This is a genomic window from Micromonospora sp. RHAY321 (assembly GCF_023896955.1).
GTDB lineage: Bacteria > Actinomycetota > Actinomycetes > Mycobacteriales > Micromonosporaceae > Micromonospora.
Genome location: NZ_JAMHIW010000003.1, coordinates 544,033 through 569,074, shown reverse-complemented (window position 1 = coordinate 569,074; position 25,042 = coordinate 544,033). Strand labels below are relative to the sequence as shown.

Annotated in this window: 23 protein-coding genes; 15 read left to right on the top strand and 8 right to left on the bottom strand. The window is 72.3% G+C overall.

All coding sequences use genetic code 11. From position 1 onward, the window contains the following. Nucleotides 1-273 precede the first annotated feature (273 nt). Nucleotides 274-4,641: a HAMP domain-containing protein gene (locus M8C17_RS10745; protein ID WP_252416252.1), complete on the top strand. Its 4,368-nt coding sequence runs from the start codon at nucleotides 274-276 to the stop codon at nucleotides 4,639-4,641. Continuing rightward, nucleotides 4,638-5,192, top strand: coding sequence for a two-component system response regulator (locus M8C17_RS10740; protein ID WP_252416251.1), 555 nt, complete (start codon nucleotides 4,638-4,640; stop codon nucleotides 5,190-5,192). Before M8C17_RS10745 ends, M8C17_RS10740 begins: the two co-directional genes overlap by 4 nt. A gap of 29 nt (nucleotides 5,193-5,221) precedes the next feature. On the opposite strand, the gene M8C17_RS10735 is transcribed toward M8C17_RS10740, so the two are convergent. Further along, nucleotides 5,222-5,557 carry an STAS domain-containing protein gene (locus M8C17_RS10735; RefSeq protein WP_007454492.1) on the bottom strand — a complete coding sequence of 112 codons (336 nt, stop codon included), beginning with the start codon at nucleotides 5,555-5,557 and terminating at the stop codon, nucleotides 5,222-5,224. Nucleotides 5,558-5,711: 154 nt separating this feature from the next. Between M8C17_RS10735 and hemL the strand changes: the two genes are divergently transcribed. From hemL to ccsB, 6 genes are read left to right on the top strand one after another with little or no spacing between them, the layout of a single operon-like run. After that, a complete protein-coding gene (gene hemL, locus M8C17_RS10730; protein WP_252416250.1) occupies nucleotides 5,712-7,049 on the top strand; it encodes a glutamate-1-semialdehyde 2,1-aminomutase in 1,338 nt (445 codons plus the stop codon). Between the two features lie 6 nt (nucleotides 7,050-7,055). Then, on the top strand, nucleotides 7,056-7,703 hold the full coding sequence (locus M8C17_RS10725; protein WP_252416249.1) for a histidine phosphatase family protein: 648 nt from the start codon (nucleotides 7,056-7,058) through the stop codon (nucleotides 7,701-7,703). Further along, entirely contained in the window at nucleotides 7,703-8,269 is a 567-nt protein-coding gene (locus M8C17_RS10720) for a TlpA disulfide reductase family protein (RefSeq protein ID WP_252416248.1), read from the top strand. The genes M8C17_RS10725 and M8C17_RS10720 overlap by 1 nt, the downstream gene beginning before the upstream one ends. Further along, nucleotides 8,269-9,093: a cytochrome c biogenesis CcdA family protein gene (locus M8C17_RS10715; RefSeq protein ID WP_252416247.1), complete on the top strand. Its 825-nt coding sequence runs from the start codon at nucleotides 8,269-8,271 to the stop codon at nucleotides 9,091-9,093. Before M8C17_RS10720 ends, M8C17_RS10715 begins: the two co-directional genes overlap by 1 nt. Next, nucleotides 9,093-10,748, top strand: coding sequence for a cytochrome c biogenesis protein ResB (locus tag M8C17_RS10710; protein WP_252416246.1), 1,656 nt, complete (start codon nucleotides 9,093-9,095; stop codon nucleotides 10,746-10,748). The genes M8C17_RS10715 and M8C17_RS10710 overlap by 1 nt, the downstream gene beginning before the upstream one ends. Then, nucleotides 10,748-11,728 (top strand): c-type cytochrome biogenesis protein CcsB, encoded by a 981-nt coding sequence (gene ccsB / locus M8C17_RS10705; RefSeq protein WP_252416245.1) that lies wholly within the window; start codon nucleotides 10,748-10,750, stop codon nucleotides 11,726-11,728. Before M8C17_RS10710 ends, ccsB begins: the two co-directional genes overlap by 1 nt. A gap of 14 nt (nucleotides 11,729-11,742) precedes the next feature. On the opposite strand, the gene M8C17_RS10700 is transcribed toward ccsB, so the two are convergent. Then, nucleotides 11,743-11,958 (bottom strand): hypothetical protein, encoded by a 216-nt coding sequence (locus M8C17_RS10700; protein WP_252416244.1) that lies wholly within the window; start codon nucleotides 11,956-11,958, stop codon nucleotides 11,743-11,745. A 74-nt stretch (nucleotides 11,959-12,032) separates the two neighbouring features. Continuing rightward, the gene (locus tag M8C17_RS10695) at nucleotides 12,033-12,509 is read right to left on the bottom strand and encodes a MarR family winged helix-turn-helix transcriptional regulator (protein ID WP_252416243.1); all 477 of its coding nucleotides are present in this window, start codon (nucleotides 12,507-12,509) and stop codon (nucleotides 12,033-12,035) included. Nucleotides 12,510-12,614: 105 nt separating this feature from the next. On the opposite strand from M8C17_RS10695, the gene M8C17_RS10690 reads away from it, so the two are divergent. The 3 genes from M8C17_RS10690 (at nucleotide 12,615) to mqnP (ending at nucleotide 15,613) form a co-directional block, all read left to right on the top strand. Further along, nucleotides 12,615-13,166 (top strand): carboxymuconolactone decarboxylase family protein, encoded by a 552-nt coding sequence (locus M8C17_RS10690; RefSeq protein ID WP_252416242.1) that lies wholly within the window; start codon nucleotides 12,615-12,617, stop codon nucleotides 13,164-13,166. A gap of 75 nt (nucleotides 13,167-13,241) precedes the next feature. Further along, nucleotides 13,242-14,702: a menaquinone biosynthesis decarboxylase gene (locus tag M8C17_RS10685; protein WP_252416241.1), complete on the top strand. Its 1,461-nt coding sequence runs from the start codon at nucleotides 13,242-13,244 to the stop codon at nucleotides 14,700-14,702. Beyond that, entirely contained in the window at nucleotides 14,702-15,613 is a 912-nt protein-coding gene (gene mqnP / locus M8C17_RS10680; RefSeq protein WP_252416240.1) for a menaquinone biosynthesis prenyltransferase MqnP, read from the top strand. The genes M8C17_RS10685 and mqnP overlap by 1 nt, the downstream gene beginning before the upstream one ends. Nucleotides 15,614-15,652: 39 nt before the next feature. On the opposite strand, the gene M8C17_RS10675 is transcribed toward mqnP, so the two are convergent. Next, nucleotides 15,653-16,642 (bottom strand): terpene synthase, encoded by a 990-nt coding sequence (locus M8C17_RS10675; protein ID WP_252416239.1) that lies wholly within the window; start codon nucleotides 16,640-16,642, stop codon nucleotides 15,653-15,655. A gap of 154 nt (nucleotides 16,643-16,796) precedes the next feature. Here M8C17_RS10675 and M8C17_RS10670 point away from each other — a divergent pair, with 154 nt between their 5' ends. Continuing rightward, nucleotides 16,797-17,426: a UbiX family flavin prenyltransferase gene (locus tag M8C17_RS10670; protein WP_252416238.1), complete on the top strand. Its 630-nt coding sequence runs from the start codon at nucleotides 16,797-16,799 to the stop codon at nucleotides 17,424-17,426. Nucleotides 17,427-17,526: 100 nt separating this feature from the next. Here M8C17_RS10670 and M8C17_RS10665 read toward each other — a convergent pair whose 3' ends face one another. Continuing rightward, nucleotides 17,527-17,793 (bottom strand): BldC family transcriptional regulator, encoded by a 267-nt coding sequence (locus tag M8C17_RS10665; protein ID WP_007454516.1) that lies wholly within the window; start codon nucleotides 17,791-17,793, stop codon nucleotides 17,527-17,529. Nucleotides 17,794-18,062: 269 nt separating this feature from the next. On the opposite strand from M8C17_RS10665, the gene M8C17_RS10660 reads away from it, so the two are divergent. The 3 genes from M8C17_RS10660 to M8C17_RS10650 all read left to right on the top strand — a co-directional run bounded on the left by M8C17_RS10660 (nucleotide 18,063) and on the right by M8C17_RS10650 (nucleotide 20,553). Continuing rightward, nucleotides 18,063-18,521, top strand: a complete 459-nt coding sequence (locus tag M8C17_RS10660) for an Lrp/AsnC family transcriptional regulator (RefSeq protein ID WP_252416237.1) — start codon at nucleotides 18,063-18,065, stop codon at nucleotides 18,519-18,521. An 86-nt stretch (nucleotides 18,522-18,607) separates the two neighbouring features. Further along, nucleotides 18,608-19,438, top strand: coding sequence for an SDR family oxidoreductase (locus M8C17_RS10655; protein WP_252416236.1), 831 nt, complete (start codon nucleotides 18,608-18,610; stop codon nucleotides 19,436-19,438). A gap of 23 nt (nucleotides 19,439-19,461) precedes the next feature. Then, nucleotides 19,462-20,553 (top strand): PLP-dependent cysteine synthase family protein, encoded by a 1,092-nt coding sequence (locus M8C17_RS10650; protein WP_252416235.1) that lies wholly within the window; start codon nucleotides 19,462-19,464, stop codon nucleotides 20,551-20,553. A 7-nt stretch (nucleotides 20,554-20,560) separates the two neighbouring features. On the opposite strand, the gene M8C17_RS10645 is transcribed toward M8C17_RS10650, so the two are convergent. The 3 genes from M8C17_RS10645 to M8C17_RS10635 form a co-directional block, all read right to left on the bottom strand. Next, a complete protein-coding gene (locus M8C17_RS10645; protein ID WP_252416351.1) occupies nucleotides 20,561-21,181 on the bottom strand; it encodes a putative glycolipid-binding domain-containing protein in 621 nt (206 codons plus the stop codon). A 107-nt stretch (nucleotides 21,182-21,288) separates the two neighbouring features. Continuing rightward, entirely contained in the window at nucleotides 21,289-23,271 is a 1,983-nt protein-coding gene (locus tag M8C17_RS10640; RefSeq protein WP_252416234.1) for a DEAD/DEAH box helicase, read from the bottom strand. A gap of 196 nt (nucleotides 23,272-23,467) precedes the next feature. After that, nucleotides 23,468-24,961 carry a hypothetical protein gene (locus tag M8C17_RS10635; RefSeq protein WP_252416233.1) on the bottom strand — a complete coding sequence of 498 codons (1,494 nt, stop codon included), beginning with the start codon at nucleotides 24,959-24,961 and terminating at the stop codon, nucleotides 23,468-23,470. Between the last annotated feature and the right edge of the window lie 81 nt (nucleotides 24,962-25,042).

The following is a 25,042-nucleotide window of genomic DNA, read 5'->3' as shown; positions in this document are numbered from 1 at the left end:
GTGCCAAGCCGGTCGACGATCGCGGAGGCGTGTGTCGGCGGGCCGCGCGCCGATCTCCGACCGGCTGCGACAGTCCGCCCCTGACGAGGGGGTCTGGCACGCCGGCGAGGTCTGCGACCGGCCGTGTTGGATCGGCCCCCATCGAGAGGATCCGTGGGCCGTCCGGGGCGAACCGGCGGGTCGCGCACCCTGGCACCGCGGCGCGCGCGGGCACAATATGGGGAGCCGGCGTGTCCGCACCGGGCCGGCGGCCCCCGAGTTGAGCGAGGAATCATGACCACGGCGAAGCAGTCGGTGGCGGATCCGTCCGCGGCCGACCACGAGGCGCTCCTCGGTGAGTTGGCCGAGGCGCTGCGACGGGTCCGTCGCGGCGACCTGAAGGTTCGGCTACCTCGCCGGGCGGGCAAGGGCGGCGAGGTCGCGGACGCCTTCAACGAGGTGGTGTCGCTCCAGGAGCGGCAGTACCTGGACCTGCGGCGGATCAGCCGGATCGTCGGTCGTGACGGCCGGCTCACCGAGCGGCTCGACGACGAGGGTCTGGACGGCTCCTGGGCGGAGGGGCAGCGGGCGATCAACTCACTGATCGACGACCTGGGCCGGCCGACCACCGAGATCGCCCGCGTCATCGTGGCGGTCGCGGACGGCGATCTGTCCCAGCACATGGCGCTGGAGATCGACGGCCGGCCGCTGCGCGGTGAGTACCTGCGCATCGGGCGCACCGTGAACACCATGGTCGACCAGCTCTCCTCGTTCTCCAACGAGGTGACCCGGGTGGCCCGCGAGGTGGGCACCGAGGGCAAGCTGGGTGGCCAGGCCGACGTCCGGGGCGTCGCCGGCACGTGGAAGGACCTCACCGACTCGGTGAACACCATGGCGTCGAACCTCACCTACCAGGTGCGGTCGATCTCCCAGGTGTCCACGGCGGTGGCCAAGGGCGACCTGTCACAGAAGATCACCGTGTCGGCCAAGGGTGAGGTCGCCGAGCTGGCGCACACGATCAACTACCTCACCGACACGCTGCGACTCTTCGCCGAGCAGGTGACGCGGGTGGCCCGCGAGGTGGGCACCGAGGGCAAGCTGGGTGGCCAGGCCGAGGTGCCGAACGTGGCCGGCACCTGGAAGGACCTGACCGACAGCGTCAACTCGATGGCGTCGAACCTGACCGCCCAGGTGCGTAACATCGCCCAGGTCTCCACGGCGGTGGCGCGGGGCGACCTGTCGCAGAAGATCACGGTGGCGGCGCAGGGCGAGATCCTGGAGCTGAAGGACACCGTCAACACGATGGTCGACCAGTTGTCGTCGTTCGCCGACGAGGTGACGCGGGTCGCCCGTGAGGTGGGCATCGAGGGCAAGCTGGGCGGCCAGGCCCAGGTGCGCGGGGTCTCCGGCACCTGGCGTGACCTCACCGAGAACGTGAACCAGTTGGCCGGCAACCTCACGAGTCAGGTCCGCAACATCTCCCAGGTCTCCACGGCGGTGGCACGCGGTGACCTGTCCCAGAAGATCACGGTGGACGCCCAGGGCGAGATCCTGGAGCTGAAGAACACCGTCAACACGATGGTCGACCAGTTGTCGTCGTTCGCCGACGAGGTGACGCGGGTGGCCCGCGAGGTGGGCACCGAGGGCAACCTGGGCGGTCAGGCGCAGGTGAAGGGTGTCTCCGGCACGTGGCGGGACCTGACCGACAACGTGAACTCGATGGCGTCGAACCTGACCAGCCAGGTCCGCAACATCGCGTCGGTGACCACGGCGGTGGCGAAGGGTGACCTCAGCCAGAAGATCACGGTGGACGCCCGGGGCGAGATCCTGGAGCTGAAGTCGACGGTCAACACGATGGTCGACCAGTTGTCGTCGTTCGCCGACGAGGTCACGCGGGTGGCCCGCGAGGTGGGCACCGAGGGCAAGCTCGGCGGTCAGGCCCAGGTGCGCGGCGTGGCCGGCACCTGGCGCGACCTCACCGACAACGTCAACTCGATGGCGTCGAACCTGACGGCGCAGGTGCGGAACATCGCCCAGGTCTCCACGGCCGTGGCGAAGGGTGACCTGTCGCAGAAGATCACGGTGGACGCCCGGGGCGAGATCCTGGAGCTGAAGTCGACGGTCAACACGATGGTCGACCAGTTGTCGTCGTTCGCCGACGAGGTCACGCGGGTGGCCCGCGAGGTCGGCAGTGAGGGCAAGCTCGGCGGTCAGGCGCAGGTGAAGGGTGTCTCCGGCACGTGGCGGGACCTGACCGACAACGTGAACTCGATGGCGTCGAACCTGACCAGCCAGGTCCGCAACATCGCCTCGGTGACCACGGCGGTGGCGAAGGGCGACCTCAGCCAGAAGATCACGGTGGACGCGCAGGGCGAGATCCTGGAGCTGAAGTCGACGGTCAACACGATGGTCGACCAGTTGTCGTCGTTCGCCGACGAGGTCACGCGGGTGGCCCGCGAGGTCGGTATCGAGGGCAAGCTCGGCGGTCAGGCGCAGGTGAAGGGTGTCTCCGGCACCTGGCGCGACCTCACCGAGAACGTCAACCAGCTCGCCTCGACCCTGACCACCCAGCTGCGGGCCATCGCGCAGGTGTCCACCTCGGTGACCCGCGGCGACCTGACCCAGCGGATCGCGGTCAAGGCGCAGGGTGAGGTCGCCGAGCTGAAGGACAACATCAACCAGATGATCGTCACCCTCCGGGAGACGACCAAGAAGAACGCCGAGCAGGGCTGGCTGGACTCCAACCTGGCCCGGATCGGCGGCCTGTTGCAGGGCCAGCGGGACCTGGGCGAGGTCTGCCGCATGATCATGACCGAGGTGACCCCGCTGGTCGACGCCCAGCTCGGTGCCTTCTTCCTGGCCGACGACGCCGACGGCAGCATGCGGCTGCGGTTGACCTCCTCCTACGGGTACGTGGCCCGCGGCCACGACGTCACCTTCGGCCCCGGTGAGGGGCTGGTCGGGCAGACGGCGCTCTCGCGCCGGACGATCCGGGTCAGCGCCTCCCCGAACAGCCGCCTCACACTGCGCTCCGGACTGGCCGAGACGCCCCCGTCGGACCTGGTGGTGCTCCCCGTGCTGTTCGAGGGGGAGCTGCTCGGGGTGATCGAGTTCGCGAGCGTGGCGGCGTTCTCCGAGCTGCACCTGTCGTTCCTGGAGCGGCTGGTGCTCACCATCGGCGTCGCCGTCAACACCATCCAGGCCAACCGGCGTACGGAGGAGCTGCTGGCCCAGTCGCAGCGGCTGGCGCACGAGCTCCAGGAGCAGTCGGCGGAGTTGCAGCGCACCAACGCCGAGCTGGAGGAGAAGGCCACCCTGCTCTCCGAGCAGAAGGGCAACATCGAGACGAAGAACCGGGAGATCGAGCTGGCCCGCCTCGGCCTGGAGGAGAAGGCGCAGCAGCTCACCCGGGCCTCGGCGTACAAGTCGGAGTTCCTGGCCAACATGAGCCACGAGCTGCGGACGCCGCTGAACTCGCTGCTGCTGCTGGCCCGACTGCTGGCCGAGAACTCGGAGCAGAACCTCAACCCGAAGCAGATCGAGTTCGCCCGCACCATCCACAGCGCCGGCTCGGACCTGCTGTCGCTGATCGACGACATCCTGGACCTGTCCAAGATCGAGGCGGGCCGGATGGACGTCGAGCCGACCGAGATCCGGTTCGCGGAGATCCGCGGCTACGTCGAGCAGGCGTTCGCCCCGCAGGCCGAGGAGAAGTCCCTGGACTTCCAGGTACGGGTGAGCAAGGACCTGCCGCCGGCGCTCGTCACCGACGCGCAGCGGTTGCAGCAGATCCTGCGCAACCTGCTCTCCAACGCGGTGAAGTTCACCGACAACGGTGCGGTGACGCTGCGGATCGCCCCGGCGGCGGAGAACGCGGTCTTCGACGTGCCGGCGCTGACCAACGCCCAGCAGGTGATCGCGTTCACCGTGATCGACACCGGGATCGGCATCTCCGACGACAAGTTGTCGATCATCTTCGAGGCGTTCCAGCAGGCGGACGGGACCACCAGCCGCCGCTACGGCGGCACCGGCCTGGGCCTGTCGATCAGCCGTGACCTGGCTCGGTTGATCGGGGGCACCATCACCGTGTCGTCGGCACCCGGGCAGGGTTCGACCTTCACCCTGTTCGTGCCGCAGGTGCTGGCCCCGGACGCCGTGGTCGCGCCCCAGTCGCCGTCCCCGCAGCGCGCCGGCCTGCCGTCGTCGCTGCTGATGCCGCCGCTGGAGCTGCTGCCGGAGCGGCCGGAGGCGCCGGCCACCCGTCAGCTGGACGGGGCCACGGTGCTGATCGTGGACGACGACGTGCGTAACGTCTTCGCCCTGACCAGCGCGCTGGAGCTGCACGGGATGACCGTGCTGTACTCGGACAACGGAGCGGACGGTGTCCGCCTGCTGGCCGAGCACCCGGAGGTGGACATCGTGTTGATGGACGCCATGATGCCGGACCAGGACGGGTACGAGACCACCCGTCAGATTCGCCGCAACCACCGGTTCGCCGACCTGCCGATCGTCTTCCTGACCGCGAAGGCGATGCCGGGCGACCGCGAGTCCGCACTCGCGGCCGGGGGCAGCGACTACATCACCAAGCCGGTCGACCTGGACGACCTGATCGAGCTGATGTCGTCCTGGATCAGCGGCAGCCGGACTGAGGAGACCTCGTGACCCAGATGGCCAAGGCGCTGCTCGTCGACGACCGGCGGGAGAATCTGATGGCCCTGGAGGCGATCCTCCAAGGCCTGCCCGTCCAGTCCGTGGCGGTGGAGAGCGGCGAGGCGGCGCTCAAGCAGTTGTTGGTGGACGACTTCGCGGTGATCCTGCTGGACGCGCAGATGCCGGACATGGACGGCTTCGAGACGGCCAGCCACATCAAGCGCCGGGAGCGGACCCGGCACGTGCCGATCATCTTCCTCACCGCCGCCGACCGCGACGCCCAGCTCGCCCTGCGCGGCTACCAGGTGGGGGCGGTGGACTACCTGACCAAGCCGTTCGACCCGTGGGTGCTGCGGGCCAAGGTGTCGGTCTTCGTCGAGCTGTGGGTGAAGACGCGGCAGTTGGCCGCCCAGTCGGACCTGGTCCGGGAGCGCGACACGCAGTGGCGGCGGCTCACCGACGCGGTCGACGAGGCGACGACCCTGCTCCGGTCCGACGAGCCGGAGGTTCGGGACCGGGCGGTGCGACTGCTCGAACAGGCCCGCTGGGGCAACACCGCCTGACCCTGGGCCTGGCCTTTGGCCGGCCCGGGTCAGCCCGTGGGTTGGTCGTTGCGGATCATCAGGGCGCTGCGGAGGCCCGTGATGTCGAGGACGCGGATCAGGAAATCGCCCACGTGGGTCAACATCAGGAGGCTCTGGGCGTGGCTGGCCTTGCGGCTGAGGACGACCAGCGTGCCGAGGCCCTGCGAGTCGCAGAAGGTGACACCGCCCAGGTCGAGCACGATTCGCGGGGGCGGGTCGGCCAGCACCTCGTTGACGACGGTGGAGAGCTGCGCGGCCGTGAGCATGTCGATCTCACCAGCCAGGCGCAGCACTGCTTCGTCGCCCGTCCGGTGTAGCGTGATGGACAGTTCGGCACGATCCACCCGGTCAGCCTAGCGCGATCCGGACGGCCCGGCCTGTCGAGGCTGTGAGCCGCGCGTCGGCGCCGCTGCCGGGCACCGGAGGCGGGTGAGCCGGGTAACCCCGGTCCGGGGTGGCTGCGGCCTGGCCGCCCGGCGCTGACACAATGGCGGCATCGTGACCGACACCTTCTCTGCCGGATCTGGCCGCTACCCGGCCGACGCGCCGGCCTCCGAGGCCCTGTTCGACCGCGCCCGCGCCATCGTGCCGGGCGGGGTGAACTCCCCCGTGCGTGCCTTCCAGGCGGTCGGCGGCACCCCACGCTTCATGGTTCGCGGGGAGGGTCCGTGGCTGCATGACGCCGACGGCCGCCGCTATGTCGACCTGGTCTGCTCGTGGGGTCCGCTGATCCTCGGGCACGCCCACCCCGAGGTCGTGGAGGCGGTGCAGGCCGCCGCCGCCCGGGGCACCAGCTTCGGCACCCCCACCCCCGGTGAGGTGGAGCTTGCCGCCGAGATCGTCGACCGGACCCCGGTGGAGCAGGTCCGGCTGGTCAACTCCGGCACCGAGGCGACCATGTCGGCGGTCCGGCTGGCCCGTGGCTTCACCGGCCGCTCAAAGATCGTCAAGTTCTCCGGCTGCTACCACGGCCACGTCGACGCGCTGCTCGCCTCCGCCGGGTCCGGCGTGGCCACCCTGGGCCTGCCCGACTCGCCCGGCGTCACCGGCGCGGCGGCCAGCGAGACCATCGTGCTGCCCTACAACGACATCAGGGCGGTCGAGGAGGCCTTCGCCGCCGAGGGCCAGCACATCGCCGCGGTGATCACCGAGGCCGCCGCCGGCAACATGGGCGTGGTCGCCCCGCGTGACGGCTTCAACCAGCAGCTCGCCCGGATCGCGCACGCGCACGGCGCGCTGCTCGTGGTGGACGAGGTGATGACCGGGTTCCGGGTCTCCCGCGCCGGCTGGCACGGCCTCGACGCCTCCGACGCCGACCTGTGGACGTACGGCAAGGTCATGGGCGGTGGGCTTCCGGCCGCCGCTTTCGGCGGGCGCGCCGAGATCATGGCCCGGCTCGCCCCGGCCGGCCCGGTCTACCAGGCCGGCACGCTCTCCGGTAACCCGCTCGCCTGCGCCGCCGGCCTGGCCACCCTGCGGCTGGCCGACGACGCGCTGTACCGCCGCCTCGACGAGACGGCCGCCGTCGTGGGCAAGCTCGCCTCGGACGCGCTCGGCGCCGCCGGGGTGCCGCACCGGCTGTCGTACGCGGGCAGCATGTTCTCGATCTTCTTCACCGACGCCGACGTGGTCGACTACGACAGCGCCCGCACCCAGCAGGTGCCGGCGTTCAAGGCGTTCTTCCACGCGATGCTCGCCGCCGGCGTGTACCTGCCGCCGAGCGCGTTCGAGTCGTGGTTCGTGTCGGCGGCGATCGACGACGCCGCTCTGGAACAGATCGCCGCCGCCCTGCCGACGGCGGCGAACGCGGCGGCAGCGGCGGGTCACGGGGGGTAACAAGCGGTGAGCAAGACGGTGGTCCACGTGCTCCGGCACGGCGAGGTGCACAACCCCGACCAGATCCTCTACGGCCGGCTGCCCGGTTTCCGCCTCTCTGAGCTGGGTGTGCAGATGGCCAAGGCCGCCGCCGAAGGGCTGGCCGAGCGGGAGATCGTGCACGTGGTGGCCAGCCCGCTGGAGCGTGCCCAGCAGACCGCCGAGCCGATCGCCGCCCAGTTCGGGCTGCCAGTCGGGGTGGACGAGCGGCTCATCGAGAGCGCCAACTGGTTCGAGGGCAAGAAGGTGTCCCCGGGTGACGGGTCGTTCCGCGACCCGCGCAACTGGTGGGTGCTGCGCGACCCGGTGACCCCGTCGTGGGGCGAGGCGTACCAGGCCATCGCCGAGCGGATGTTCGCCGCCGTGCACGCCGCCCGGGTCGCCGCCGAGGGGCGCGAGGCCGTGCTGGTCTCGCATCAGCTGCCGATTTGGACGCTGCGCCGCTACGTCGAGCGCAAGCGGCTCTGGCACGACCCGCGCAAGCGGCAGTGCGGCCTGGCCAGCCTCACCTCGTTCCACTTCGACGGCGCCAAGGTGGTCGGCATCGGCTACAGCGAGCCGGCCGCGCACCTGATCGCCCTCTCCGCGACCGCCCGGACGGCCAAGGGGGCCTGATGAACGCCCGGAGGTGGACCGCCGGCCTGCTCGCCACCGTCGCCGCGGTGGCGCTGGTCGGCTGCACGTCGCAGGGCCGGGAGAAGACCTGCACGACCACCTCCGACGGGATCATCGAGTGCGCGCCGGACCAGCGTTCGGCACCGCCCAGGATCAGCGGTGATCTGCTGACCGGCGGCACGTACGACGTCAGCCAGGCCCGCGGCCAGGTGGTGGTGCTCAACTTCTGGGGCTCCTGGTGCGCGCCCTGCCGTGCCGAGGCGGACGACCTGGAGGGCGTCTACCAGGCCACCAGGGCATCCGGCGTGACCTTCCTCGGCATCAACGTCCAGGACCAGCGGGACAAGGCCAAGGCGTTCGAGGAGGGCCGGGTCACCTACCCGAGCCTGTTCGACCCGTCCAGCCGACTGGCACTGGACCTGGACATCCCGCCCAACAGCATTCCGGCGACCGTGGTGCTCGACCGGGAGGGCCGGATCGCCACGGTGATCCGGGCCGCGGTCAAGCAGGAGGGTCTGCAACCAATCGTCGAGCGGGTCGCCGCCGAGAAACCGGCGTCCCGCTGATGGGTGAGACCTTCAAGGAGCTGGCCCTGAGCGGGCCGCTGCTGCTCGCCATCGGCGCGGCGGCGCTCGCCGGCCTGGTCAGTTTCCTCTCTCCGTGCGTGCTCCCGCTCGTCCCCGGCTACCTCTCGTACGTGACCGGCCTTGCCGGCGCCGACCTGGAGGGCCGCCGGCCGGCTGCCGACCCCGCGCCGGTCGAGGCCGCCGGCGGTGTGGCGGTACGGGAGCGGGTCGCGCGGGCGGGCGCGGTCAAGGGGCGGGTGCTCGCCGGGACGCTGCTCTTCATCGGCGGCTTCACCGTCGTCTTCGTCGCGACCGCGATCCTGTTCGCCAGCATCGGCCGGGTCTTCTTCGAGTACGAGCGGCAGCTGGAGATCGTGATCGGGGCGCTGATCATCGTCCTCGGGCTGGGCTATCTCGGGCTGATCCCAGCCCTGCAACGGGAGTTCCGGATCTCCCGCCTGCCCTCCGCCGGGCTGCTCGGCGCACCGGTCTTCGGGGCGGTCTTCGCGCTCAGCTGGGTGCCCTGCACCGGCCCCACGCTCGGCGCGGTGATGGGCATGGCGACCGCGAGCGGCCAGAGTGACCGCGCGGTCGTGCTCGCCGTGGCGTACTGCCTGGGGCTGGGGATACCGTTCATCGTCTTCGGGCTGGGCTTCCAGCGCCTGCTCGGAGTCTTCCGCGCCGTCCGGCGCAACAGCCGCTGGGTCACCCGGGTCGGCGGTGCCCTGCTCATCCTGATCGGCCTCGCGCTGGTCACCGGCGGATGGCAGAGCTTCGTGATCTGGTTGCAGACCACCGTCGGGGTGGGCGAGGTGAGCATCTGATGACGGTCCTGGACGACCGGCCGGAGACCGCGGCCCCGGCGCCCCGGCGCCGGCCCAACCGGCTGCTGGCCCTGCTGCGCAACTCGTGGCGGCAGCTGACCAGCATGCGTACGGCGCTGATCCTGCTGTTCCTGCTCGCGGTCGCCGCCATCCCCGGCTCGGTGCTGCCGCAGCGCGGAATCAGCCCGGAGAAGGTCAACGAGTACTTCGTCGACCACCCGGACCTGGCCCCTCGGCTTGATCGGATCGGCGCGTTCGAGGTCTTCGGCTCGGTCTGGTTCTCCGCGATCTACCTGCTGCTGTTCACCTCCCTGATCGGCTGCATCACGCCCCGGCTGCGCGACCACGCGCGGGCGATGCGGTCCCGGCCGCCGGTCGCGCCGAAGCGGCTGCAGCGGCTGCCGCAGCACGCGGTGCTGCCGGCCCCGGCCGGCGGCGCGGCGGCGGTGGCCGAGGTGCTGCGCAAGCGGCGCTGGCGGGTCGAGGTGCGCGGCGACGAGGTCTCCGCCGAGAAGGGGTACCTCAAGGAGACCGGCAACCTGTTGTTCCACACCTCGCTGATCGCCGTGCTGATCGGTGTCGCGCTCGGCTCGTGGTACGGCTGGAGCGGCAACCGGCTGCTGGTGGCGGGCGCGGACAACGCGTTCTGCAACACCCGGCAGCAGTACGCCGAGGCGAAGCTCGGCCCCCGGGTGGACAGCGAGGACCTGCCCCGCTTCTGCCTGCGGCTGGACGACTTCCAGGCCCGGTTCCTGGCCACCGGCCAGCCGGAGTTCTTCAACGCCCGGGTGACCGTCGACGGCCCCGACGAACCGACCCGCAGCGCAGACTTCTCGGTGAACTCGCCGCTGCGGCTCGCCGACGCGAGCGTCTACCTGCTCGGCCACGGGTACGCCCCGGTCATCCGCTACACCGACCGGTTCGGCCGCAGCCAGGTCAGCGACGAGCCGTTCCTGACCACCGGGGACAGCGGTCTGACCAGCGAGGGGCTGGCGGCCTTCCCGGACGCGAACGTCGACCCGGCCACCGGGCGGCGTGCGCCGGACGAGCAGATGGCGTTCACCGGCATCTACCTGCCCACGGCACCCCAGCAGGCGCCGTTCGCCCGCTCGGAGTACCCGACCGAGCGCAACCCGGCGCTGAACCTGGTCGCCTACCGCGGCAACCTCGGCCTGGACGCGGGCATCCCCGGCTCGATCTACCAGCTCGACCAGCGGCAGGTGCGGACCGGCAAGGTCAAGGAGGTCGGCACCAAGCTGCTCCGCAAGGGCGAGACCTGGACGCTGGACGACGGCAGCAAGGTCGAGTTCCTCGGCACCGAGCGGTACGTCACCCTCTCCGTCCGGCACGACCCCGGTTCGACGATCCTGCTGGTCAGCTGCGGGTTCCTGCTGGTCGGGCTGATGGGTTCGCTGTTCGGGCGGCGCCGCCGGGTGTTCTTCCGGGTGATGCCGGCCGACCCCGCGGAAGGATCTCCGACGGGCGGTAGTAGCTTGATGGAGGTCGGTGGGCTGCCGCGTACCGACTATCCAGGGTTCGCCGACGAGTTCGCCCAGATCGTGGCCGCGGTCAGCGGTGACGAACGGGCGACGGATCGCGCCGACACCGATGCTGACTCCAGCGACCGGGCCGGCGTGCGAGAAGGAGCCGAGTGATGTCCGCGCTCTCCGACAATCTGGTGTCCTTCGCGATCCTGGCGTACCTGGTCGCGATGATCAGCCACGCGGTGGAGTACGCGCTGGGCAACGCCCGTACCCGCGTCGCCGCTGCTCCCGTACGCGAGCTGGTGGGCGCCGGGGTCGGCGGAGGCGGCGCTTCCGTCCCGACGCCGCCCGCACCGGTCCCGCCGTCGGGCGCGGCCGAGCGCTCGGCGCGGCGTGCCCGGATCGCCGGTCTGGTCGCGGTGGGCGCCACCGCGCTCGCCGCCGTGCTGCACCTCGCGGCGCTGGTCACGCGCGGCATCGCCGCAGACCGGATGCCCTGGGGCAACATGTACGAGTTCGTGCTCACGGTGACGTTCATCGGGGTCGCGGCCTGGCTCGTGGTGCTCTGGAAGCGGCCCTCGCTGCGCAAGCTCGGGCTGTTCCTCACCCTGGTGATGGTGCTGCTGGTGGCCACCGCCGAGCTGGTGCTGTACGTGCCGATCGTGCCGCTGGTGCCGGCGCTGAACTCGTACTGGTTCGTCATCCACGTCTCGACGATCGTGTTCGCGTCCGGCATCTTCCTGCTCGGCGCGGTGCCGGCGGTCGGGTTCCTGATGCGCGCCGGGTACGAGCAGGGCAAGCGGAGCTTCCCGTACACCCTGGCCAAGCGGCTGCCGGCGGCGGTCAGCCTGGAGCGGCTGACCTTCGCGCTGCACGCCTTCGCCTTCCCGATCTTCACCTTCGCGGTGATCGCCGGGGCGATCTGGGCTGAGGCGGCGTGGGGCCGGCCGTGGGGCTGGGACCCGAAGGAGACCTGGGCGTTCATCTCCTGGGTGGTCTACGCGGGCTACCTGCACGCGCGGGCCACGCCCAGTGTCAAGCGCAACGTGGCGACCTGGCTGGCGGTGCTGGGCTTCCTCACCATGCTGATGAACCTGTTCGGCGTGAACATCTTCTTCACCGGCCTGCACTCGTACGGCGGCCTCGACTGAGCGACGGGCGGGTCCTACCCGTCTGCCTGGTGGGACCGTGGTCGCCAGGCGCGTAGCGTCCGGTCGACCTGGACGGTGACCTGGTACGCCACCTCCGGCAGGTCGGCCAACTCGATCCGCTCGGCGCGCAGCGCCAGCTGGGCGTGCAACTCCCGGGCTATGGCGTCCCGCAGCTCGACCAGCAGGGGTGACAACCCGTCCGGGTCACCGACGACGTAGGCGTCCGACATGGCTCCACCCTGCGCCCGTGTGCGGTCGGTCCGCCAGGCCCGGTGAGATACCTCGCCGCATCGTGTGGTCGGGGTCAGCTGCCGAACCAGCCGGGCACGTCGAGCCGGAACCAGTTGGCGGCGGCCATCGTCCGCAGGTCGTCCTCCAGGGCGTCCACCCGCTCGGGGCCGAGGCTTTCGACCCACCGCTCGCGCAGCCGGTCGAAGATCTCCGCCGAGCGGCGCAGCCCGTCGACGCCGAGCGGGGTCATGGTGATCACCCGGCGGCGGGCGTCCCGCGGATCGTCGACCCGGTCGAGGTAGCCGACGGCAACCAGCCGGTCGACCGTCTTGCCGGCGGCCTGCTTCGAGATGCCCAGCCGCTGGCCCAGCTCGGTGGCGGTGGTGCCGTCCACGCCGACAGCCTGGAGCACGAAGCCGTGCAGGGGGCGCAGCTCCGGGTGACCCTGCCGCGCCAGCTCGGCGTGCAGGTCGTCGATGAGCGTCCGGAAACCGGCCAGCAGCAGCAGCGGCAGCTGGAAACCGGGGCGGCCGGGGTCAGCGCTTGCCATGTTCGACAACCAGGTTTACTATTTCGTCAACCACGTTGACTATGGTACGGGAGCCTCTCCCCGCCACGTGGTGTCCCCTCACCGATGCTTCGAGAGCAGGTACCCGTGTCCGTCTTCACCGCCCACACCGCCGAGACCGTCCCCGCCGCCGCCCGCCCGACCGTCGAGGCGGTACGCCGCCGCTTCGGCTGGCTGCCCGCCCCGGTGGCGCTGATGGCCGAGTCGCCGCAGCTGCTCGCCGGCTTCCTCACCGCCAACGCGGGCTTCGAACAGACCGCCCTCGAACCTCTGGAGCGGGAGGTCGTCGTCCTCGCCGTCGCCACCACCAACGAATGCCACGTCTGCGTCGCCCTGCACACCGGCACGCTCACCCGGCTCGGCGCGACCACCGAGCTGATCACCGCGCTGCGCGCCGGCACCGCCCTGCCCGAGCCACGGCTGGAGGCGCTGCGCCGGTTCACCCTCGCCGTGCTCGACCACCGGGGCGCGGTGCCCGACGACCAGCTCGACGAGTTCCTGGCCGCCGGCTACCAGCCGCGGCACGCGCTGGACGTGGTGCTCGGCGTCGGCGCGTACACCATCTCCACCTTCGCCAACCGGCTCACCCGCGCGCCGCTCGACCCACCGCTGGCCGCCCACGCCTGGACCCCCGCCTGACCCGTGAGCCCTTCCGGACACACGTCACAGCACCCGGCTTGGTCCGTGCCGGACCCGGTGCGGGAGACTGGCGGCATGGCGGCTCGTGGCTTCCCGTACACCGATCTCAAGGACTTCCTCGCGGCGCTGGAGCGCGCGGGGGAGTTGCGCCGGGTCAACGTCCCGGTCGACCCCACCCTGGAGATCAGCGAGGTGGTCACCCGGACGGTGCGGGCCGGTGGGCCGGCGCTGCTCTTCGAGCGTCCGACCCGGGGCGAGATGCCGGTGGCGATCAACCTCTTCGGCACCGAGAAGCGGATGGCGATGGCGCTCGGGGTGGAGAACCTCGACGAGATCGGCGCACGGATCGGCGAGATGCTCAAGCCGGAGCTGCCGCAGGGCTTCTCGGGCATGATGGGCGGGCTCGGCAAGGTCATGCAGCTCAAGTCCATGCCGCCGAAGAAGGTCAAGACGGCCCCCTGCCAGCAGGTGGTCTACCGCGGCGACGACGTCGACCTCAACCGGTTGCCCGGGCTGCAGGTCTGGCCGGGCGACGGGGGGATCTTCCACAACTTCGGGCTGACCCACACCAAGCACCCGGAGACCGGCAAGCGCAACCTCGGGCTCTACCGGCTCCAGCAGCACTCGCACAACACCATCGGCATGCACTGGCAGATCCACAAGAACTCCACGGCGCACCACGCGGTCGCTGAGCGGCTCGGGCAGCGGCTGCCGGTGGCGATCGCGATCGGTGCCGACCCCGCGGTCGCCTACTCGGCCAGCGCGCCGCTGCCGGCCGACATCGACGAGTACCTCTTCGCCGGTTTCCTGAGGGGCGAGCGGGTCGAGATGGTCGACTGCCTGACCGTTCCGCTGCAGGTGCCGGCGCACGCGCAGATCGTCCTGGAGGGCTACATCGAGCCGGGCGAGCGGCTGCCGGAGGGCCCGTTCGGCGACCACACCGGCTTCTACACGCCGGTCGAGCCGTTCCCTGTGATGCACATCGAGTGCATGACCATGCAGCGCGACCCGGTCTACCACTCGATCGTCACGTCCCAGCCGCCGCAGGAGGACCACGGCCTCGGCAAGGCCACCGAGCGGATCTTCGCGCCGTTGCTGCGCTTCCTGATCCCGGACATCGTCGACTACAACCTGCCGGCCGCCGGGGTCTTCCACAACTGCGCGATCGTGTCGATCCGTAAGCGCTACCCGAAGCACGCCCAGAAGGTGATGAACGCGATCTGGGGCGCGCACATGATGTCGCTGACCAAGCTGATCGTGATCGTCGACGAGGACTGCGACGTCCACGACTACAACGAGGTGGCCTTCCGCGCCTTCGGCAACGTCGACTACGGGCGCGACCTGCTGCTCACCGAGGGCCCGGTGGACCATCTCGACCACGCGTCCTACCAGCAGTTCTGGGGCGGCAAGGCGGGCGTCGACGCGACCCGCAAGCTGCCCGCCGAGGGCTACACCCGAGGCTGGCCGGAGCCGATGACCATGTCGCCGGAGGTCACCTCCCTGGTCGACAAGCGCTGGAAGGAGTACGGCATCTGATGGCGGTCCTCGACGCCCCGGCCGAACGACCGGGCCGGATCAAGTCCTTCCTCAAGCTCGTCGCGATCGAGCACTCGGTCTTCGCGCTGCCCTTCGCGTACCTGTCTGCGCTCACCGCCATGCAGGTCAACGGCGGCCACGTCCGCTGGCTCGACCTGCTGCTGATCACCGTGGCGATGGTGGGGGCGCGGACGTTCGCCATGGCCGCCAACCGGATCCTCGACCGGCGGATCGACGCGCGGAACCCGCGTACCGCAGGCCGGGAGCTGGTGACCGGCGCGGTGAGCGTGCGGACGGCCTGGACGGGCGCGGCCGTCGCGCTGGTGGTCTTCCTCGCCGCCGCCGCCCTGCTCAACCCGCTCTGCCTGGTGCTGGCGCCGCTGGCCGTGGTGCCGCTGGTGGTCTACCCGTACGGCAAGCGGTTCACCAACTGGCCGCACGCCATCCTCGCGGTGGCCCAGGCGGTCGGCCCGGTCGGCGCCTGGCTGGCCGTCACCGGCACCCTGGACGGCTCCTGGCCTGCCTGGCTGCTGGGTGCGGCGGTCGGGCTGTGGATCGGCGGCTTCGACCTGATCTACGCGTGTCAGGACTCCGAGATCGACCAGGAGATCGGCGTGCACAGCGTGCCCGCCCGGTACGGCCGGCGCTTCGCGCTGCACGCCTCGACCGTGGCGCACGTGGTGACGTTCGGGCTCTTCGTGTGGTTCGGCGCGCTGGTCGGCTTCGGCTGGCTCTGGTGGGTCGGCCTGGGACTGACCGCGGTCGCGTTCGGTTACCAGCACCTGGTGGTCACCCCGACCGACCTGAGCAAGGTCAACCGGGCGTTCTTCACCGCCAACGGCTTCGTCGGCATCGCGCTGTTCGTCTTCGCCCTGCTCGACCTGGTGATCCGGCTCGACCTGAGGCCCTGAACGGTCCGCGTCGCCGGCCCCGACCAGCCCCTGGCGGGGTCAGGGCCGGGACGTGCCGGCGGGCTCGGGACGCGCGGTGGGGTAGCGCCCGCTCTCCATCGTCCACTCGATCGTGCCGCGCACCGCGTCGGCCACCCCGTCGAGAAGGTCGGTGACGGCCTCGTCCAGCGCCGGGCCGAACGACGGCACCGCGGCCCGCAGCTCGACGAAGTGCCGCATCGACTCCCGCCAGCGCTCCGCCACCCGGTCGACCGCCTCCGTCGACGAGAGGCCCCACTCGTCCTGCATGGCCAGGACCAGGTTGTGCCCGCCCGCGGTGGCCCGGTCCCGATCCAGCGAGGCCAGGTCGTTGTACCAGGAGAGCAGGTCGTTGCCGGTGTGGGCGATCTGGCGCAGCAGCGGGTGGTGATAGACCGTGTCGGGCAGCGGACGGCCGCTGACGAACTCCACGAGTGGATACGACACGTCCGCCGCCGAGGTGGCCCGGCGCAGCTCGACGTACTCGGTGACGCCGGGTCGGTGGCCGGCCTCCTTGTTGGCCGCCTCCCGCCGGGTGCCGTCGAGATGCCGGGCCACCGCGTCGGCGAAGCGCAACCGCCACCGGGCCGGCATCCGGCGGCGCGGCTCCCGCCAGGCCAGCACAAGCAACCGCCGCAGCGGACCGGTCAACCCGGCGTGCCGTGCCCGGGGGCCGTCGTGCAGCAGTGCCAGCGCGCCGTCGCGTAGTGCCCGGATCTGGTCGGGGGCGAGCCGGCCCGGCCCGTCGCAGGCGTCGTCGACCAGGAAGAACCAGGTGAACAGGGCGGTCAGCACCCGCAGGTCGGCCTCGCTGGCGGCCGGGTAGAGGCGGCCGGCGTACCGGGCGAAGGCCCCCCGGGCCAGCCGCTGCAGCGCGGCGTCGTCCAACGGCAGGCCCAGCTCGGGCAGCAGACCGAGCAGCCACTCCTGCACCCGGTCGGCGTGCGGTGAGAGCCGGGCCGGAATCGGACACTCGGCGCGCAGCGTCCAGAGGACCTCGCCGGTCGTCACCGATGCCTCCTGTGCGAACTGCTTCCGGTGCGAATCGCCCCCGGAAGCATCTCAGGTCGACGGGATGCGCACGGTACCCGGCGGACATCTCGGGCGGAGGCCGATCCCGGGGGTGCCCACCGGCGTACGCGCCCCACCAGGCAGGCTGGGAGGCATGCGGGAACCATGGGTGGTCGGAGTGTCCGGGGCCTCCGGCACGCCGTACGCGGCGGCCGTCATCGGCGGGATGCTCGACGCGGGCGAGGCGGTGGACCTGATCGTGTCCCGGGCGGCGCGACTCACGGTGCTCGACGAGACCGGCCGGCCGTTCCGCGACGCGCACTGGGCCGAGGACCTCGCCGCCTGGCTCGGGCGGGACCTGACCGGCGCGGACATCCGGCACTGGCCGGCGGGCGACCTGGCCGCCGGGCCGAGCAGCGGCTCCTACCGGGTACGCGGCATGGCCGTGGTGCCCGCCAGCACGGCGGCCTGCGCGGGCATCTCCATCGGGCTCTCCAAGGACCTGCTGCAGCGCGCCGCCGAGGTCAACCTCAAGGAACGCCGACCGGTCGTGGTGGTCCCCCGGGAGACGCCCGTGACCCGTAGCCACCTGGAGCACCTGATCGCACTGCACGACGCCGGGGCGGTGGTGCTGCCCGCCAGCCCCGGCTTCTACGGCGCGGGCGCGGCGGCCAGTGCCCAGCAGTTGGTCGACTTCGTGGCCGGCAAGGTGCTGGACGCGCTCGGCGTCCCGCACACCCTGTTCCGGCGGTGGTCCGGCCAGCTCGGCGCGGCCCGGAGCTGAGCGGTCCGCTCAGCCCGCCCGGTCCTGCCGCCTGGCGGCCGTTCTCAGTGGGACGCGGACCGGACTGATGCCCGGTCCGCGTAGCGTTGTCCGCACCAGTTCAGTACATGCCGGCGTTGGCCGGACCCGGCCCGGTGGAGGCGGCCGGTCCCACATTGCGTGGCTTTCCGACCTCGTCCACCTCGTCCAGCATGCCCTCCCCCTCAAGCAGGGCCCGCACCTCGGATTCCCGAAACCGGCGATGCCCGCCTGGAGTCCGGATGCTTCCTATCCGGCCGGCCGCCGCCCATCTCGTCACAGTCTTCGGGTCCACCCGAAACAGCGCGGCGACCTCACCCGGTGTCAGCAGGCGATCTCCAGTGTCCACAGCCCCCTCCTCGCGTCGACGAAGCCCCTGGCTGAACACACTGCCCCCGGCTGGTGCGAGCCCAGAGCCGTCATGAGGGACGTATGGCAATTACAGCACCAGGGACCTGGCCTGTCCGCCAAACGCGAAAAACGCACTGAGTGGGAAGTTAGTAAATGGTACTGGCGCAACCCCTACCTTGACTGTCTGTTTGTGAACAGTTACTCACTGCTGTGTGCAACGGATGCCGAAGGCATCGCGTTACGCCCAACCGGTTAAGGTCACTCTCCGTGGACGCCATCGACCTGAACCTCGTCGACCTGCTGCGCGGCAACGCCCGCCTCTCGTACGCCGAGTTGGCCCGGCAGGTGGGCCTCTCCGCCCCGGCCGTCCACGAGCGGGTCGGCAAGCTGGAGAGCAGCGGTGTGATCCGCGGTTACCGCGCCGACGTGGCGCCGGAGCCCATCGGGCTGGGTGTCACCGCGCTGATCGGCATCGTCGAGGACTCGGACGCGGACACCGACGACATGCTCGAGTCGCTCCGGGTGCTGCCCGAGATCGAGTCCTGCTACTTCATGGCCGGGGTGGAGTCGTTCCTGCTCAAGGCGCGGGTCGGCACGATCGCCGAGTTGGAGCAGCTCATCGTGCGGCTGAACCGGACACCCGGGGTGGCCTCCACCCGCACCGCCATCGCGCTCTCCACGAAGTGGGAGAACCGCCCCCAGCCCGTCGGCCCGCAGCCCGCCTGACCCGGCGTACCCGCGGATCCGGCCCTCGCCGGCGCCACCGCCCGTCGCCCCTGGTGCCGTCCGCCCGCCAGCGGTAGCGTGCGCCGATGACCTCGCCGGGACGTGGAACGGCCGTGGTGACCGGGGCCGCCGGCGGCCTAGGCCGCGCCGTCGCCGCCGCACTGCACGCCGACGGCTGGTCGGTGCTGCTCACCGACCTCGACCCGGACGCGGCGGCGGCCGCCGCCGCGCCGCTGGGCGGCTGGTCCGCCGCCCTGGACGTCCGGGACGAGGACGCCTGCGCCGAGATCGCCGCGACCGCCGTGAGCCGGGGCACCCTCGGCCTCTGGGTCAACAACGCCGGCATCCTGGTCACCGGGCCGGCCTGGGAGCACGACGGACCGACCCGCCGCCGGGTGCTCGACGTGAACACGCTCGGCGCGATGAACGGCACCCTGGCCGCGCTCGCGGTCATGCGCGGGCAGGGGCGCGGCCATGTGCTCAACGTCGTCTCGTTGGCCGGGCTGGTCGCGGCGCCCGGCGAGACGGTGTACGCGGCCAGCAAGCACGCGCTGCTGGCGTTCAGCCTCGGCACCCTGTCCGACCTGCGGATGGCCGGGTACCGGCGGGTGCACGTCTCCTGCCTCTGCCCGGACGGCATCTGGACACCGATGCTGCACGACCGGCTGGACGACCCGGGGGCGCTGGCCTCGTTCACCGGGTCGATGCTGACCCCGCAGCGGGTGGCCGCCCGGGCGGTCCGCCTGGCCCGCCGACCACGTCCGGTGGTCAGCATGCCCCGCTGGCGGGGAGCACAGGTCCGGCTGCTGGACACCCTGCCCCGGCTGGCCGTCGGGCTGACCCCGATCGTCCAGGCCGTCGGCCGGGCCGGGCAGCGCCGGCAACGGCGCCGGGAGACGCCGCCGGACCGCGGCTGACCGCTGCTTGTTAGGTTTCCGGCGTGACTCATCTCGACCGCTGCGACGAGGCCAGCCGGACCTGGGTGACCGAGGCGATCGCCGCCGTCGAGGCGGACGCGAACCGCTCGGCCGACACCCACCTGCTGCCGTTCCCGCTGCCCCGGGCATGGGGGATCGACCTCTACCTCAAGGACGAGTCGGTGCACCCGACCGGCTCGCTGAAGCACCGGCTCGCCCGCTCGCTGTTCCTCTACGGGCTCTGCAACGGCTGGATCGGGCCCCGCACCACCATCGTCGAGGCGTCCTCCGGTTCCACGGCGGTCTCCGAGGCGTACTTCGCCCGGATGCTCGGGCTGCCGTTCATCGCGGTGATGCCCGCCTCCACCTCGCCCGAGAAGATCGCGCAGATCGAGTTCCAGGGCGGCCGGTGCCACCTGGTCGACGACCCCGCGACCGTGGTTGTCGAGGCCCGCTGGCTGGCCGAGGACTCCGGCGGCCACTTCATGGACCAGTTCACCTACGCGGAGCGGGCCACCGACTGGCGGGGCAACAACAACATCGCCGAGTCGATCTACGCACAGCTGGAGCTGGAGCGGCACCCGATCCCCACCTGGGTCGTGGTGGGCGCCGGCACCGGAGGCACCAGCGCCACCATCGGCCGGTACGCCCGGTACCGCCGGCTGGCCACCAAGCTCTGCGTGGTGGACCCGGAGAACTCCGCGTTCTACCCGGCCTGGCTGGCCGCCGACTGGTCGGTACGCACCGGGAAGGGGTCCCGGATCGAGGGGATCGGCCGTCCCACCGTCGAGGCGTCCTTCCTGCCGTCGGTGGTGGACCGGATGGTCCAGGTGCCGGACGCCGCGTCGCTCGCCGCCATGCGGGCCGGCTCGGCGGTGCTCGGCCGTCGGGTGGGCGGCTCCACGGGCACCAACCTGTGGGGTGCGTTCGGTCTGATCGCCGGAATGCTCGCCGAGGGCCGGGCCGGCTCGGTGGTCACCCTGATCTGCGACGCCGGCGACCGGTATGCCGACACGTACTACGACGACGACTGGGTGAGCGCCCAGGGCCTCGACCTCGCGCCGCACCTGGCCACGGTCGAACGGTTCCTGGGCAGCGGCGCCTGGCCCGCCTGAGCCCGCTTCAGCGCGGGTCGATGCGCTCGGCCAGCCCGGGGTAGCGCACCACGTAGCCGTCGGCGTCCAGGTCGATGTCGGCGGTGAAGGTGCCGCTGGCGAACCGCACCCGCCCCGGCCCGAGCCCGGTGTAGATCTGCTCGGCCGGCACCACCTCCAGACCCGGCAGCAGCACCCAGGCGACGGTGATCCGGCGCGGCATGTCGGCCGGCTCGGCGGGCAGCCCGAGTCGGTGGACCGGGAGGGCGTTGAACAGCGGCGACCCGCTCAGGTCCACGTCGAGCGCGTCGGCCAGCCGGTCCGGGTCGTCGGTGCCCGGCAGGCCCGCCCGGGGGTGACCGGCCGCGGTCAGCGCCCTGTCGAGGTCGCCCTGCTCGGCGGTCGTCACCCGCCACCGGCCCGTGGCCCGTTCCAACGTCACCCTGCGCAGCCAGCCCGACCCCTCGACCTCGACCTCGACCCGGGCCGTGGTCCAGTCCGGCGCGGTGGTCAGCTGGTAGCGGGCGGTCCAGGGGATCGGGTCCACGGCGAGCAGGGTGCCCCGCGCCACCAGACCGCGGCCGTCGTCGAGCAGGACCTGCTCGCTGCCGGCGGTGTCCGTCCGGGACCAGAAGATCGACTTCGGCATAGTCGCCATGAGCCGGACGTTACGCGACCGGGCCGACATCGGCAGGGCATGCGCGAACGCCGCCGCGGAGCGTGAGCTCCGCGACGGCGTTCGGGTGGATCAGTGGATCAGTGGGTACGGGCCGGCGGCCGGCCACCGAAGCCGCGCCGGTCGTCACGCGGCCGGTCGTCCCGACCGCGGCCGTCGGACCGGAAGCCACCCCGGGCGTCCCGATCGGCGAAACGCCGCTCCCCGGTCGGTCGGTCGCCGAACCGGCGCTCGTCGGCGGGCCGGTCGCCCTGGTGCCGGTCGCCCTGCGGGCGGTCGCCGAAGCGCCGCTCGCCGGTGGGCCGGTCGCCGTACCGCCGCTCACCCTGCGGCCGGTCGCCGTAGCGGCGCTCGCCGGTCGGGCGGCCGTCCCGGTCACCGAACTGCGGACGGTCGGAGTAGCGGCGCTCGCCCTGCGGCCGATCGCCCTGACCACGGCTGTCCCGGTCGGCGTACCGGCGCTCGCCGGTCGGCCGGTCCCCGTAGCCGCGATCGCCGGTCGGCCGGTCGCCGTACTGCCGGTCGCCCTGCGGGCGGTCGCCGTAGCGGCGCTCGCCGGTCGGGCGGTCGCTGTGCTGCCGGTCGCCGTACTGGCGGTCGCCCTGCGGGCGGTCGCCGTAACGGCGGTCCCCGGTCGGCCGGTCACCGAAGCGACGCTCACCCTGCGGGCGGTCACCGAAGCGGCGGTCGCCGCTCGGGCGGTCGCCGAACCGGCGCGGGCCGCCGGACCGGTCGTCGAAGCGGCGCGAGCCGCCGGAGCGGTCGCCGAAGCCACGGGGCTCCGCCTCCACACGAACCGGGATACCGCTCGGCGCGCGGGCGCCGATCAGCTCGGCCAGCACCGGGTCGCCGGCCTTGACGCGGGTCTCGGCCGGCGCGACGCCGGCCTTCTCCAGCATGGCCAGGGTGGTGCGGCGCTGCTTGGGCAGCACCAGCGTGGCGACCGCTCCCGACTCGCCGGCCCGGGCGGTACGCCCGGCGCGGTGCAGGTAGTCCTTGGGGTCCTTCGGCGGGTCCACGTGCAGCACGAGCGTGACCCCGTCCACGTGGATGCCCCGGGCCGCCACGTCCGTGGCGACCAGGACGTTCATCCGGCCCTCACGGAACTCGGCGAGGGTCTTGGTACGCATCCGCTGGGTCTTGCCGCCGTGCAGCCCACCGGCCCGTACGCCGACGGCGGCGAGCTGCTCGACCAGGCGGTCCACGCCCAGCTGGGTGCGGGCGAAGACCATGGTCCGGCCGTCCCGGGCGGCGATCGAGGCGGCCACCGGGAACTTGTCGTGCGGCGGGATCAACAGCATGTGGTGGTCCATCGTGGACACCGAGGCGGTCGACGGCGCCGTGGAGTGGGTCACCGGGTCGGTCATGAACCGCCTGACCAGCGCGTCGACGTCACCGTCCAGGGTGGCCGAGAAGAGCAGCCGCTGACCGTTCGCGGGCGTCTTCGCCAGCAGTTCGGTCACCTCGGGCAGGAAGCCCATGTCGGCCATCTGGTCGGCCTCGTCGAGCACCGTCACCTCGACGTCGTCGAGCTGGCAGATGCCCCGCTCGATCAGGTCGCCGAGCCGGCCCGGGGTCGCCACGATGATCTCCACGCCGCGACGCAGCGCGTCGATCTGGCGGTCGTACGGGACGCCGCCGACGGCGGTCTTCAGGAACACGTTGAGCGCCTTGCCCAGCGGCAGCAGGGCGTCGTTGACCTGCATGGCCAACTCGCGGGTCGGGACCAGGATCAGGGCCCGCGGACGCATCGGCCGGGCCGGCTTCGCGGCGGCGACCCGGGCCAGCAGCGGCAGGCCGAAGGCGAGCGTCTTGCCCGACCCGGTCTGCCCGCGGCCCAGGACGTCCCGACCGGCGAGCGCGTCCGGAACGGTGGCCTGCTGGATCTCGAACGGGGTGGTGATGCCCTGCCGCGCCAGCGCGCGGACCAGGGGCTCGGGGAGGCCGAGCGCGGCGAAGTCGGTCGCCTCGGTGGTCTCCGCCGGAACGGCCGTGGGCTCGGGCGTCTCCGGGGTGGGGTTGAAAACGGACGGAACGATGCTGGGGTCAGCAGAGGTGGTCAACAAATGCCTTTCGAGCGGGGCGCATCTTCGCGATGGCCTGCCGCGGCTCTACCGCCGGATCGCCCGCAAGATCGCCCATGGGCGCGCACCACGCGCGCCGGGTCAGTGATCTCGACCAGTGTACGGCGGTCTGACGGAGTCGCCAGCCGGTTGCCCGACGGTAGTGGGCGGACTCACCATCGCTGCCGGTCGCCCCTCAGCTGTTGAGCACGTTGCCCACGATGCCGTCCAGGGCGTCGTTGGCGAGCAGGACGACCAGAACACTGATCGCCACCAGCAGCCCCAGCGCGGCGGCCAGCACGACCACCACACGAGTCGTCCTGGAGCGCTCGGCCGGCGTGTCGGCCCAGCCCTGGGCCAGGATGTGCCCGGTCAGCGAGCCGGAATTCTCCACCGCGCTGGCCGGCAGCGCGATGGTGGAGAAGCCCGGCCCGTCCCCACCGGCGTAGACGGTGCCGGCGAGGTCGGGGCCGCCGTCGTACCGCCCGCTGCGGGCGCCGGTCGCGCCCCGCCCGCCCGCCGGCCTGGACGACGAAACGGACGATCGGGACACGCTGGCGTCACTTCCGCCCGACCGGGCACCGCCGGTGGTGGATGGCGGCCAGGCGGGCAGCGCGGGCGCGGGCACCACCGGCGGGGCGGAGACGGGCGCGGTGGCCCGTACGCCCGGTGAGGTGCCGGGCATCGCCGGTGGCGGCGGGAACGGCGGTGCCGGCATCGGGCCGGGCGGCGGCGGTGGCGTGGGCACCGGCGGACCGGGCGGCGGCACCGGCGGGCCGGGTACGGGCGGAATCGGCGGCCCCGGGATGGGCGGCACCGGCGAGGGCGGCGGCGTGGGCGGACCCGGAACGGGCGGCACCGGCCCGGGTGACGGCGTGGGCCGGGGTGCCGGCGTCGGCACCGGGCCGGGCGGGTACGGCCCCGGGGCCGGCGCGGGCTCCGGCTCGGGCCGTGATGGCTCGGGGCGTGACGGCTCGGGCTCGGGCTCGGGTCGCGACGGCGGAGTCGGCCCTGGCCGGGACGGCGCGGGGGTCGGCTCCGGCTCCGGGGTCGGAGGCACGGGCGGCTTGGCGGGCTCCGGCGGCTGCGCGGGCTCCGGCGGCTCGGGGCTCACCGGTGCGGACCGGTAGACGGCGGGCGCGCTCGCCCGAGGGTCCGGGGTGCCCGCCGTTCCGGCCGTGACCCGGCTGCTGCCCGGCACCGTGGCGCTCGCCCGCGCCGGGGCGGTCGAGCCCTCCCGCTGCCCGGGCAGCGGGACCGCGGGGCTGGCGGAACCGGTCGCCCGGTAGGTGGTCGCGGTGGCCGGCGCACCGGCCGGCCGGTCACCAGGCCGCGCGGCGGCGGTCGCGACACTGGCCCGCGCTCGTACCGGGGCAGCCGCCGCGTCACGGCGAGAGTCCACCGATTCGGGCGGCCCGGCGTCCACCTCGGGCGCCTCCGTGGCGGCGCTGGCGTCGGCGGGTGCGGCGGCGCCTACGTCGGCCCGCCCGGCGTCCGCCTCGGGAGCCTTCGCGGCGGCGCTGCCGTCGGCGGGAGCGGAGGTGTCACTGACGTCGCCGGGGCTGGCGGAGGCGTCGCTGGCGGCCGGACCGGCGTCGCTGGTGGACGCCGGGTCTGCGGACTCCGGCGGGTCGGCCTGGTCGACGGCGACAGGGTCGACAGTCTTCGCCGGATCACTCTGCTCGGCCATCTCCGCCCTCCGTGCCACCCTCGCACCCGGACCCGTGACATCGGGTGGGTGTGCCTGGATGTCACGGTGCCACAGATCGCC